10 protein-coding genes and 1 riboswitch are annotated in these 11,687 nt (G+C 69.3%); of the genes, 6 read left to right on the top strand and 4 right to left on the bottom strand.

Going from position 1 to position 11,687, the window contains the following annotated elements; translation table 11 throughout:
- Positions 1-15: 15 nt before the first annotated feature.
- Both ABH935_RS33950 and nagA read right to left on the bottom strand, forming a co-directional pair.
- Positions 16-210 (bottom strand): hypothetical protein, encoded by a 195-nt coding sequence (locus ABH935_RS33950; protein WP_015796679.1) that lies wholly within the window; start codon positions 208-210, stop codon positions 16-18.
- A gap of 473 nt (positions 211-683) precedes the next feature.
- Positions 684-1,847, bottom strand: a complete 1,164-nt coding sequence (nagA, locus tag ABH935_RS33945; protein ID WP_370382045.1) for an N-acetylglucosamine-6-phosphate deacetylase — start codon at positions 1,845-1,847, stop codon at positions 684-686.
- 102 nt (positions 1,848-1,949) lie between these two features.
- Between nagA and ABH935_RS33940 the strand changes: the two genes are divergently transcribed.
- On the top strand, positions 1,950-2,291 hold the full coding sequence (locus ABH935_RS33940) for a DUF3263 domain-containing protein (protein WP_194917180.1): 342 nt from the start codon (positions 1,950-1,952) through the stop codon (positions 2,289-2,291).
- Between the two features lie 413 nt (positions 2,292-2,704).
- Here the strand turns inward: ABH935_RS33940 and ABH935_RS33935 are convergent, their stop codons facing one another.
- Positions 2,705-4,168, bottom strand: coding sequence for an MFS transporter (locus ABH935_RS33935; RefSeq protein ID WP_370382044.1), 1,464 nt, complete (start codon positions 4,166-4,168; stop codon positions 2,705-2,707).
- Positions 4,169-4,284: 116 nt separating this feature from the next.
- Between ABH935_RS33935 and ABH935_RS33930 the strand changes: the two genes are divergently transcribed.
- Positions 4,285-4,998 carry an ArsR/SmtB family transcription factor gene (locus ABH935_RS33930; RefSeq protein WP_370382043.1) on the top strand — a complete coding sequence of 238 codons (714 nt, stop codon included), beginning with the start codon at positions 4,285-4,287 and terminating at the stop codon, positions 4,996-4,998.
- A 115-nt stretch (positions 4,999-5,113) separates the two neighbouring features.
- Here the strand turns inward: ABH935_RS33930 and ABH935_RS33925 are convergent, their stop codons facing one another.
- A complete protein-coding gene (locus ABH935_RS33925; protein ID WP_370382173.1) occupies positions 5,114-6,124 on the bottom strand; it encodes a glucosyl-3-phosphoglycerate synthase in 1,011 nt (336 codons plus the stop codon).
- A gap of 141 nt (positions 6,125-6,265) precedes the next feature.
- A riboswitch (SAM riboswitch) is annotated at positions 6,266-6,398 on the top strand.
- A gap of 15 nt (positions 6,399-6,413) precedes the next feature.
- On the opposite strand from ABH935_RS33925, the gene thrC reads away from it, so the two are divergent.
- From thrC to groL, 4 genes are all read left to right on the top strand, one after another.
- A complete protein-coding gene (gene thrC / locus ABH935_RS33920) occupies positions 6,414-7,676 on the top strand; it encodes a threonine synthase (RefSeq protein WP_370382042.1) in 1,263 nt (420 codons plus the stop codon).
- Positions 7,677-7,775: 99 nt separating this feature from the next.
- A complete protein-coding gene (locus tag ABH935_RS33915; protein ID WP_194917176.1) occupies positions 7,776-8,051 on the top strand; it encodes a ubiquitin-like small modifier protein 1 in 276 nt (91 codons plus the stop codon).
- A gap of 347 nt (positions 8,052-8,398) precedes the next feature.
- On the top strand, positions 8,399-8,602 hold the full coding sequence (locus tag ABH935_RS33910; protein WP_015796671.1) for a cold-shock protein: 204 nt from the start codon (positions 8,399-8,401) through the stop codon (positions 8,600-8,602).
- Between the two features lie 343 nt (positions 8,603-8,945).
- Positions 8,946-10,568, top strand: coding sequence for a chaperonin GroEL (groL, locus tag ABH935_RS33905; RefSeq protein ID WP_370382041.1), 1,623 nt, complete (start codon positions 8,946-8,948; stop codon positions 10,566-10,568).
- Positions 10,569-11,687: the final 1,119 nt, after the last annotated feature.

The raw sequence follows: 11,687 nt of genomic DNA, 5'->3' as shown, positions 1-11,687 counted from the left end.
TCAGCCCTGGCGCCGCTAGAAGTGCAGGTTGCTGATGAAGCTGGCGATGGAGGCGCCGCTCTGCTTGATGTTCGGGGCGATCGAGGTGGACGCGAGGTAGAAGCCGAGCAGCGCGCACACGATCATGTGCGAGACCTTGAGTCCGTCCTTGCGGAACAGGATGAAGGTGATGATGCCCAGCAGCAGCACACCGGATACCGAGAAGACCATGACAGCGACTCCTTCGCCTGCGAGTGCCCGGCGTTTTTCGGTCGCCGTGCGTGAATCTCTACCTAGTGATGCGGTCGGCTATGGAGAGTGGCCGTCGCCCGGGTCGGCGGGGCCATTCGTTCCCGAAGGGAGATGAAAACCAGATTCAGATGAAGCTCACTCTTGGATTCTCGCCCAGGGGGTTCGGCTTTTATAGCTGGAAAGCGGTCGGGAGCGGTGAAGATTCACCCGAGCGGCGCATCTGGCAGGGCCCGGCCGGAACGCGAGTGCGAACGGGTGATGCCGGTGGGAACCCCGAGGTGGACGAGGTCTGATCCGCGGCGGAGCGGGCACGCCGAAGGTCGCCGGTTGCCAAGACCGGCTCAAAGGGTTGAGTCGTTCCAGCCGATGAATACCGGCCGGAATCCGCAAACAGGCGTGGGACTGCGTGTATTGAATTACTTACATTGAAGTGCGGGCACTGAGAAGACGCCTCACTTCGGGGCGACGGCCCACTCGCCGCGCTTCATGACGCCGCACACTTCCAGTTCGTCGTCGAGCACGACCAGGTCCGCGAATTTGCCGACCTCGATCGAGCCGATCTCGTGGTCCAGGCTCAGGGCGCGCGCGGGGGTCAGGGAGGCCGACACCGAGGCGTCCTCGATCGGCAGGCCCAGCTCGCGCACCGCGCGCCGGAGCGCGACGTCCATCGTCAGGGTGCTGCCGGCGATCGAGCCGCCGCCGGCCAGCCGGGCCACGCCGTCGGAGACCTCGACGTCCAGCGCGCCGAGCCGGTACATGCCGTCGGGCTGGCCGGCCGCGGCCATGGCGTCGGTGATCAGGGCCACCCGGTGCGGGCCGACGGCGTTGAAGACCATGCCGATCACCGCCGGGTGCACGTGGATGCCGTCGTTGACCAGCTCCACGATCACGTTCTCGTCCTCGATCGCGGCCACCACCGGGCCCGGCTCGCGGTGGTGGACGCCGGGCATCGCGTTGAACAGGTGGGTGGCGACCCGGGCGCCGTTGGAGAAGGCCTCCTCGGTGATGCCGTAGCCGCCGTCGGTGTGCCCGACCGCGGCGATCACGCCGGAGTTGGCCAGCAGCGCCGTGGCCTCGATGCCGTAGTCGAGCTCGGGCGCCAGGGTCACCATCTTCACCGTGCCGCGGCCGGCGGCCAGCAGCGGCCGCAGCAGCGCCGGGTCGGGGGCGCGCAGCAGGGCCGGGTCGTGGGCGCCGCAGCGGGCCTTGTTGATGAAGGGGCCTTCCAGGTGCAGCCCGGCCAGCAGGCCGTCCTCGACCAGGCCGGCCAGGTCGGACAGGTAGCGCTGCAGGACGTCCAGCTCGGTGGAGACCGTCGAGGCGACGGTCGTGGTGGTGCCGTGCGCGCGGTGGAAGGCGGCCGCCCGCACCGCCTGCTCGATGTCGCCGGAGCTGAAGGCGGCGCCCCCGCCGCCGTGGGTGTGCATGTCGACGTAGCCGGCCAGCAAGTAGCGCCCGGCCAGGTCTATGGAGGCCTCGTGCGGATCCGTGTCGGACGGTTTCGGGGTGGAGCCCTGCGGGCCCACCTCGGCGATCCGGTGGCCGTCCAGGCGCAGCCAGCCGTCGGCTCGCACGCCGCCGGGGAGGACGATCCGGGCGTTCGTCAGCAGTGTCATCGCCCACCTGTTGATTGGTATAGACCTGTACCTGGACGGACCTACGGTACGCCATTCGGCCGCCTGGACGCCGTGTGGGTGTGCGGCCGTACTCTGTTCTGCATGAACAGCAGCGAGCCCGGGGGCGGATTGACAGACCGGGACCGCGCGATCCTGGCGTTCGAGAAGCAGTGGTGGCGCAACGCCGGTAGCAAGGAGCAGGCGATCCGGGAGCGGTTCCAGATCTCTGCTACCCGTTATTACCAGCTGCTCAACGCACTGCTCGACGACGAGGCCGCGCTGGCCCTGGAGCCGGAGGTCGTCAAGCGTCTGCGGCGGCTGCGCGCCGCGCGCCAGCGCGCCAGGTCCGGACGGGTGAAACGGGTCGCCGACATCGGGCCGGACCCGGACGGGGAGCCCCGGCCTGTGTCTAATGAAGGACATGACCGGGACCGAGCCGCCTGACCGGGAACCGCGCGACGGGGAGCAGCACGACCGGGAGCCCGCCGAGGCGCGGCCGATGAGCCGCCCCGCGTTGCTCGCCGCGGTCGTCGCGGTGTGCGGGACCGGGCTGCTGGCCGGGCTCGGGCTGTTCGGCGGCTCGACGCCCAAGCCGCGTCCGGCGGCGCCGGTGGTCGCCGTGGTGAAGGCCGCCGATTCGCTCGGCGCGCGGGCCGGCGAGCCGGTCCGTGAACGGCTGGTGCACCGGCTGCACGCGCACCATCCGATCAAGCATCTGCCGCACTCACCGCACGTGCCGCATTCCGTGCGTTCCATTCATTCCGCGGTCCACGAGGCGGCCCGCCACACGCACAAGGGGAGTGCCGGATCAGGCGCTCCACACAGCGCCGACCGACACTCCCCGGCTCAGGGGACGCTCAGCCCTGCTGAGCGTCCGGCCACTGCGCGGCCCGCAGAGCCTTCTGGGACACGGAGTACAGCACCGCGACCGTCATCAGCAAGGACAGGCCCAGAAGCGTCCCGGTAGGTGAGAACCACTGCAGCGCGGCGCTGGCCACCAACATTCCGGCCGGCATCCCGATCAGCAGGAACACGTCCAGCGCGGCGGCGGTGCGGCCGCGCTGCTCGTCCGGGACCGCCTGCAGGATCAGCACGTTGACCATGACCACGGCGGACGGGATCACGGCGCCGCTGAGGGCGAGGAACGCGGCGTCGGCGGCGGGGGCGCCGACGAACGTCATCCCGAAGTTGGCGACGGCGAACACCAGGCACGCCACGATCAGCAGCCAGCCCGGCCGCATCACCTTGTGCAGCGGCTTCACCAGCACGGTGCCGGCCAGCCCGCCGAGCGCCATGGCGCCGACCACCAGACCGGTGGTGCCGGAGGCGGCGTGCTGCTGGTGCATGCGCACGACCAGGCTCAGGAAGACCGGGTAGCCGGCGGTGTTCACCAGGCACAGGGCCAGGGTGGTGGCGCGCATCACCGGGTCGCGCATGATCGTCTTCAGGCCGAGGAGCGCGCCGCCGCGCTCGGTGTCGGTGCCGGCCGCGGCTGGGCCTTCCGGCTGGTCGGCGGCCTGGTCGGCGGCCAGCGTCACGGACTTCGGCAGCTTCAGCAGCACCACGGTGAGCAGCGAGAACAACCCGGCGGCCATCGCGAACAGGAACGGCAGCGCCCGCGAGATCCCGAACAACATCCCACCGAGCGGCGGCCCGGCCAGCTCACACCCCTGCTGCCGCACCTGCTCGGCGGTGAGCGCGGCCGGAATCTGCTCGGGCGCCACGACCTGCCGCAGCAGCAGCGTCCGCGCCCCGGCGAAGGGCTGGATCGCACCGAGCGCGGCGGCGGTGAGCAGCAGGTGCCAGAACGTCAGGGCTCCGAGGAAGTACGCCACGGCCACCGAACCCGCGGCGACCACGCGCACCGACTCCGACAGCAGAAGCAGCCGCCGCCGGTCCTTCCGGTCCATCAACTGCCCGACCGGCAGCGTCGCCAGCACCGAGGCGATCAGCTGCACCGTGGCGAACAGGCCGGCCTTCAGCGGCGAGCCGGTCAGCGCCAGGATCACCAGCGGGTAGGCGATGTCGGCGGTGCTCAGGCCGAGCATGGCCGAGACGGCGCCGCCCCACAGCAGGTTGAAGTTGCGGTTGCGGCGCAGGGGGATGGGCTTGGTGGCGCTCTCGGTGCCGGATGCTTCGACGGAGCCGGCGGCCTCCGCGCTGCTGGCGACTGCTGCCTGGGCCGGGCCCGCGGTCTTGGCACTAGCGGTGGCCTCGGTGTTCCCGGCTGCCGCCCGCTGTCCGGCCCGAGCACCGTCCTCCGGCGCGACATCCGTATCCATCGCCGCGTCCCCCGTCGGCTCCAGCACTGTTGCGGTCATCGTGAACCCTCCCTGATTCATGAACGTTCGCGTTAGCGCCACCGTTCACCTTCTCACCATCATTCACGCTTGAGTGAATGATGACGCATCCGTGAGCGTCTGGCAAGATGGACCCCATGGACAGCAAGAAAACGACCTCTGACCTGGCCGGTGCGCTCCGGGAGGCACATGCGGAGGTCTCCGCCGCGCAGGAGCAGGTGGCGCTGATTCAACAGGTGGTGCGCACCGTCACCGACGTCGACACCATCAAGGCGCTCGCCGACACCACGCGCCTGTCGCTGCTGCGCGCGCTGTCCCGCGACCGGGTGCCGAAGTCGGCCAAGGAGCTGGCCGAGGACCTCGGCGAGCCGCAGACCAAGCTCTACCGGCATCTGAAGGTGCTGCTGGAAGCCGGTCTGATCGAGGCCGCGGAGACCCGGGTGGTGTCCGGCATCGTCGAGACCAAGTACCGGTCGGCGCAGAGTTCGCTGACGATCGACCCCACCGCGCACCCGGTCGAGACCCGCGAGGCGATGGACCGGATCATCGACGAGAACCTGGCCGACTACCGCAGGCGCTTCCTGCGGCACATGGACGGCCTGGGGATCCTGTCGGATCCGGAGGAGGCGAAGAACAGCGGCATGCTCATGTTCCTGTCCTCCACCCTGCCGGCCGACGTCGCCGCCGACTTCCAGAAGCGGTTGGAGGCGCTGGTCAAGGAGTTCGACAGCCTCCCGCGCGATCCCGACGGCGTCCGGATCGAGGGCCTGGTCTCCTGGTTCAGGCCTCAGACGCCGGAGGGGTCGGACAGTTCGCCGGGCCCGGCGCGGCCGACAGGTGCGGAAGGCTAGACCGGCCCGGGGTACTCGGCGCGCGGGACACTCTGCCCGCGCGCAACACCCGGGTGTATGTAATGCCCGGCCCGCGCGCACTGCATGACCCGCGCGGAACGCTGCGCCGGCTCGGCTACTCCACGACTTCCACTACTTCCTCTGCTTCTACGCCCTCGCCCCGAGTAAGGGTCCGCATCGGCGGCCGCTCGACCACCGTCACGTCCGTCGACCGCGGCGCGAACCCCTCGGCCTCGCGATGGAACTGCGTCATCAGCGTGTGCGGCCGGGCTCCGTCCCCGCCGGGCACGATCCGCCCCTCGCGCTGCAGCCGCTCCCAGGCCACCTGCATGATCTCGCTGGCCATCCGGCCCAGCCCGGCGTCGTCCTGGTGGTGGTGCAGCCGCACGCCGACGTCCACCTGCGCCATGCCGTCCAGCCCGACCAGCGCCAGGGTGTCGATCAGCATCGCGGTCTCGACGCCGTAGCCGGTCGGGAACGGCAGCCGCTCCAGCAGCGTCCGGCGCGCCGCGTACTCCCCGCCCAGCGGCTGCACGAAGCCGGCCAGCAGTGGCCAGTGCAGGTTCAGGATCGGCCGCGCCACCAGCTCGGTGACCCGGCCGCCGCCGGCCGGCAGGACCGCGGAGCCGGCCACGAGGGGGCGGTCGTACATGGCCTTGACCAGGTGGATGCCGTCGTCGGTGGAGCAGAGCAGCGGCCCGAGCACACCGGTGACCACCGTGGAGGAGAACTCCCTGAGGTCGGCGTCTATGAAGCAGACCAGGTCGCCGGTGGTCGCGGCCAGCGACCGCCACAGCACCTCGCCCTTGCCGCGCACTGACGGGATGCCGGGCAGGATCTCGTCCCGGTGCAGGACCTTCGCTCCGGCCGCCGCGGCGTTCTCCGCGGTGCGGTCGGCCGAGCCGGAGTCCACCACCAGCAACTCGTCCACCAGCGGCACGGCCTCCACCAGGTCCTCGCGGATGGCGGTGACGATCGCGCCGACGGTCTCCTCCTCGTCCAGCGCGGGCAACACCACGCTGATCCGGGCCCCGGTGGCGGCTTTCGCCGCCAGCAGCCGCTCCAGAGGCCAGTCCGAAGCCTTCGAGGAGCGCGCGTCAAGCCACCGCTCCACCTCTTCCAGCACCGGGCTCTCCACTCTGAAATCGGTATCAGCGACCTCTTCAAGAGTAGGCGACGGCGCAGACGGCCCGTCGTCTCGGGATCCGGACGGATAGGTCCCACCTGGCCGCCGGAGGCTTACGCTCCATAGCAACAACTCAATAAGTGCTCATCCAGAGGAGCTGAGGGACCGGCCCTATGACGCTCCGGCAACCATCCGTTCTGCCACCTCATCGTGGCACGGCGCGGTGCCAACTCCGGCCCACCCGGCAGCCGCCGAGCCGTGGGAAAGATGAGGAAAGGAACCTCGCGTCATGTCTGGCACCCTCACGTCGGCACCCTCCACGACCACGCCCTTCGGCCCCGCGGCACATCTGTCCTGTCGTGAGTGTGGTCACACCACAGAGCTCGGCCCGAAGTTCGCCTGTGAAGAGTGTTTCGGCCCGCTGGAGATCTCCTACGACTTCGGCACGGTCACCCGCGAGCAGATCGAGGCCGGCCCCGCGTCGATCTGGCGCTACGCCCCGCTGCTGCCGGTCCCGGCCGACGTCGCGACCCGCCCCACCACGAACCCCGGCTGGACCCGCCTGGTCCGCGCGCACAACCTCGGCCGGGAACTCGGCCTGACGAACCTGCACGTCAAGGACGACTCCGGCAACCCGACGCACTCCTTCAAGGACCGCGTCGTCGCGATCGCCGTGCAGGCCGCCCACGCCTTCGGCTACACCACGCTCTCCTGCTCCTCCACCGGCAACCTGGCCGGCGCGGTCGGGGCCGCCGCCGCGCGGGCCGGGCTGGACTCCTGCGTGTTCATCCCGTCGAACCTGGAGAAGGAGAAGATCGTCGTCGCCTCCGTCTACGGCGGCCGGCTGATCGCCATCGACGGCACCTACGACGAGGTCAACCGCTTCTGCAGCGAGCTGATCGGCGACGAGCTCGCCGAGAAGTGGGGCTTCGTCAACGTGAACCTGCGGCCGTACTACGCCGAGGGCTCCAAGACGCTGGCGTACGAGATCGCCGAGCAGCTCGGCTGGCGGCTGCCGGAGCAGATCGTGATCCCGGTGGCCTCCGGCTCGCAGCTCACGAAGATCGACAAGGGCTTCCGGGAGCTGGTGAAGCTCGGCCTGGTCGAGGACACCCCGTACAAGGTGGTCGGCGCCCAGGGCGCCGGCTGCGCTCCGGTCTCGCAGGCCTACAAGGACGGCATCGACGTCATCCGCCCGGTCAAGCAGCCCGACACCATCGCCAAGTCGCTGGCGATCGGCAACCCCGCCGACGGCCCGTACGTGCTGGACATCGCCCGGCGCACCGGCGGCACGGTCGAGGACGTGACCGACGAGGAGATCCGCGCGGGCGTGAAGCTGCTGGCGCGTACCGAGGGCATCTTCGCCGAGACCGCGGGCGGGGTGACGGTGGGGGTGCTGAAGAAGCTCGCCGACGCCGGCCGGCTGGACCCGGACGCGCTCACCGTGGTCATCAACTCCGGCGACGGGCTCAAGACCCTCGACGCGGTCTCGGACTGCGGGCCGACGGCGGTCATCAAGCCGTCCCTGGACGCCTTCCGCGCGACGCTCTGACCGCTCCGGGACTCCCGGACCGAGCGGACCGGATCAAGCTGTTCGCGCAATCTTCATCGGCATGACGCCCCGCGAGGGGATCGAGTAAGGAGCATGGCTATGAGCATCACCGTACGGATTCCCACCATCCTGCGTACTTACACCGACGGCAAGGCCGAGGTGTCGGTGCCGGGCGGTACTCTGGCGGAGGTGATCGACCAGCTGGAGGCCGACCACACCGGGATCCGCGCGCGGGTCCTGGACGACGACGGCAAGCTGCGGCGTTTCGTGAACGTCTACGTGAACGACGACGACGTGCGCTTCGCCGAAGGTCTGGGGACCGCGGTGCCGGAGGGCGGCAGCGTCTCCATCATCCCGGCCGTCGCAGGGGGCTGATGCGGCGGCGCTTCGGCGTGCCCGGAACGAGGACCGGTTCCCGTATCGTTATCTACTCACCGTGAACAGGACGAGAAGATACGCGGGGATCGGTCCGTATTTGTCTGCGCACCACTTACGAACCTCTGAATAATCTCTGAGATTTAGACCTGTTGTACTGAGCGTCACATTGGCTAGTCTCAGCGCCGGTCGAACGATTCGGCGAGATCCCTCCAGCTCAACCCTCTTGGTACGGCGGGTGGTACGGCGGCGAACGACCCTGGCCCGCGGGGTGCGGGCCGGAATTGGGGTGGGGTTCCACAGGGGGTAGCCCACTCCTCTAGAGCCGGCAGCAAGGGGAGTACGGAATGGCTCAGGGCACCGTCAAGTGGTTCAACGCGGAGAAGGGCTACGGGTTCATCGCGGTCGACGGCGGGTCGGACGTCTTCGTCCACTACAGCGCGATCCAGATGGACGGCTACCGCAGCCTGGAAGAGAACCAGCGCGTCGAGTTCGAGATCTCGCAGGGGCAGAAGGGCCCGCAGGCCGACATGGTCCGGGTCATCGTCTAACAGACTATCCCTGCGATCGACACTGGTTCCCATCACCGGGTCGCGACCATTCGGGGCTTTCGCGCCGCCGCCCGACCGACGACAACTCCGCACAACAGCCTTCAGGGCCCGCTCCCACGATACGGGAGCGGGCCCTGAAGCTTGTCGACCGGCTTGCACTCCCCGGGGGAGAGTGCTAATCATGGACCTTGGCAGTCTCACACCGAGAGTGCCAAATGAGAGAACCTCTCAGGCGAGGCTCGAACATCGTCTCACCGGCAGGGACCGGCGCGGCGACGAGCCGTCCGTCGCGGGCGCCTGGCGGTTCGCCAAGGAATCCCTGGTGTGGGAGGTCTGTACCACAATGTCGAAGATCATCGCGTTCGACGAGGAAGCCCGGCGCGGCCTCGAGCGCGGCATGAACCAGCTCGCGGACGCGGTCAAGGTGACCCTCGGCCCGCGCGGGCGCAACGTCGTCCTGGAGAAGAAGTGGGGCGCCCCCACGATCACCAACGACGGCGTCTCGATCGCCAAGGAGATCGAGCTGGAGGACCCGTACGAGAAGATCGGGGCCGAGCTCGTCAAGGAAGTCGCCAAGAAGACCGACGACGTCGCGGGCGACGGCACCACCACCGCCACCGTGCTGGCCCAGGCGCTGGTCCGCGAGGGCCTGCGCAACGTGGCCGCCGGGGCGAACCCGATGGCGCTCAAGCGCGGCATCGAGGCGGCCGTGGAGGCCGTTTCCGCCGAGCTGTCCAGCATGGCCAAGGACGTCGAGACCCGCGAGCAGATCGCCGCGACCGCCTCGATCTCCGCCGCCGACACCGCGATCGGCGACATGATCGCCGAGGCGATGGACAAGGCCGGCAAGGAAGGCGTCATCACCGTCGAGGAGAGCAACACCTTCGGTCTGGAGCTGGAGCTCACCGAGGGCATGCGCTTCGACAAGGGCTACATCTCGCCCTACTTCGCCACCGACCTGGAGCGTATGGAGACGTCCTTCGACGACCCGTACATCCTGATCGCGAACTCCAAGATCGGCAACGTCAAGGACGTCCTGCCGATCCTGGAGAAGGTGATGCAGAGCGGCAAGCCGCTGGTCATCATCGCCGAGGACGTCGAGGGCGAGGCGCTGGCCACCCTGGTCGTGAACAAGATCCGCGGCACCTTCAAGTCGGTCGCGGTCAAGGCCCCCGGCTTCGGCGACCGCCGCAAGGCGATGCTCGGCGACATCGCGATCCTGACCGGCGGCCAGGTCGTCTCCGAGGAGGTCGGCCTGAAGCTGGACTCCGTCGGCCTGGAGATGCTGGGCAAGGCCCGCAAGGTCGTGGTGACCAAGGACGAGACCACGATCGTGGACGGCGACGGCGACAGCGACTCCATCGAGGGCCGCAAGAACCAGATCCGCGCCGAGATCGAGAAGTCGGACTCCGACTACGACCGCGAGAAGCTGCAGGAGCGCCTGGCCAAGCTGGCCGGCGGCGTCGCGGTGATCAAGGCCGGGGCGGCGACTGAGGTCGAGCTCAAGGAGCGCAAGCACCGCATCGAGGACGCGGTCCGCAACGCCAAGGCGGCCGTCGAGGAGGGCATTGTCGCCGGCGGCGGCGTGGCCCTGATCCAGGCCGGCAAGCAGGCGTTCGAGAAGATCGACCTGGCCGGCGACGAGGCCACCGGCGCGAACATCGTGCGCCTGGCCCTGGAGGCCCCGCTGAAGCAGATCTCGATCAACGCCGGCCTTGAGGGCGGCGTGGTGGTCGAGAAGGTCCGCAACCTGGACACCGGCTTCGGCCTGAACGCCGCCACCGGCGAGTACGTCGACATGATCAAGGCCGGCATCCTGGACCCGGCCAAGGTCACCCGCTCGGCGCTGCAGAACGCGGCCTCCATCGCCGCCCTGTTCCTGACCACCGAGGCGGTCATCGCCGACAAGCCGGAGAAGGCGGCGGCCCCGGCCGGCGGCATGCCCGGCGGCGACATGGACTTCTGAGCCTCGGCTCAGGGTTCTGGTTCGGAACTGCGGTAACTGCTGTAACTGCTGTAACTGCTGTACGCGGAGGGCGGCTCCGGCTTCGGCCGGGGCCGCCTTCGGCGTGTTCGGGGTGGGGCGGTGGTGCCGGCGAGGCGGTGGTGCGGCGGTGGGTGTAGCGGGCGCGGGTCGCTCGTGGCGGTGAGATTCGGTGGTGCTGGTGCTGGTGCTGGTGCTGGTGCTGGTGCTGGTGTGGGTGTGGGTGGCTGGGGTGCGGTTTGTTGGTGGGTTTTAAGAGCTTTTTACGGCTTCGCACGGGTTTAAGAAGGATCCGCTGGGTGGCGCAGTTCGGTGGTGCGGAGTGGGTTGCGCTGGCGGCCGGCGGTGTGGGTGTGCACGACCGCGCGCCGGTCCGAGTCACTGCGCACGCGTCAGGCGGGCGGCTGGCGGCCGCGTTTGGTGGGCACCGAAAGTCAAAAGCCAAAAGCAGGGCCTCCGGCGGCGCCTGCGCGGCGAGCGGCACTCGCTCCGGGGAGGGGGGGTCGCGTAGTCGGCTGGCGGTCGCTGCTTGTGGTCGCCTTGTCCCGGGTTCCCCGTCGCATCGTCGCCTCACGGAAGCAGACCGGCCAGCCGGTATCAAGCCGGATCGCTGTTGCTGTGGTGCTGTCGCGTCCGGCTTGACACCGGCTGTCCGGCCAGCTTGGCTACGCCCGCCGACGCGACGGGGAACCCGGGACAACCCCGGCCTGTGGTGTGGACACGGTCCACCCGGGTGCGCACACGTGCGGTCGTGACGTGGTGCGCCCGAGACGCGGGGGGTTGGGGATCCCTCAGAGCCTGGAGTGCCCCCGCCGGAGGCGCCTGCCCTTGACTTCAGGCACCCACCACGCCCGACGATTGCCGCCCACGCGACGCGTGCGCAGTGACTCGGACCTGTGCGCGGTCGTGCACGCGAACACCGGCGGCCGCCAACGCAGCGCACCACGCTCAACCGAACTGCGCCACCCAGCGGATCCTTCTTAAACCCGCGCGAAGCCGTCAAAAAAGGCGCCCCTGCTTGATGTGTGGGTGTGGGTGTGGGTGGCCGGGGTGTGGTGGGTGCGGTTTGTTGGTGGGTTTTAGGAGCTTTTTAGGCGCCTC

The sequence above is a fragment of the Catenulispora sp. GAS73 genome, assembly GCF_041262085.1.
In the GTDB taxonomy this organism is placed as follows: Bacteria; Actinomycetota; Actinomycetes; order Streptomycetales; family Catenulisporaceae; genus Catenulispora.
This window is presented reverse-complemented; position numbering and strand designations above follow the sequence as displayed.

Excerpts from the sequence above, each read along its gene's own strand:
- ABH935_RS33940 (WP_194917180.1), top strand. The coding sequence starts at position 1,950 with ATGAACAGCAGCGAGCCCGGGGGCGGATTGACAGACCGGGACCGCGCG.
- ABH935_RS33910 (WP_015796671.1), top strand. The coding sequence starts at position 8,399 with ATGGCTCAGGGCACCGTCAAGTGGTTCAACGCGGAGAAGGGCTACGGG.
- ABH935_RS33935 (WP_370382044.1), bottom strand. The coding sequence starts at position 4,168 with ATGACCGCAACAGTGCTGGAGCCGACGGGGGACGCGGCGATGGATACG.
- ABH935_RS33930 (WP_370382043.1), top strand. The coding sequence starts at position 4,285 with ATGGACAGCAAGAAAACGACCTCTGACCTGGCCGGTGCGCTCCGGGAG.
- ABH935_RS33950 (WP_015796679.1), bottom strand. The coding sequence starts at position 210 with ATGGTCTTCTCGGTATCCGGTGTGCTGCTGCTGGGCATCATCACCTTC.
- groL (WP_370382041.1), top strand. The coding sequence starts at position 8,946 with ATGTCGAAGATCATCGCGTTCGACGAGGAAGCCCGGCGCGGCCTCGAG.
- ABH935_RS33915 (WP_194917176.1), top strand. The coding sequence starts at position 7,776 with ATGAGCATCACCGTACGGATTCCCACCATCCTGCGTACTTACACCGAC.
- thrC (WP_370382042.1), top strand. The coding sequence starts at position 6,414 with ATGTCTGGCACCCTCACGTCGGCACCCTCCACGACCACGCCCTTCGGC.
- nagA (WP_370382045.1), bottom strand. The coding sequence starts at position 1,847 with ATGACACTGCTGACGAACGCCCGGATCGTCCTCCCCGGCGGCGTGCGA.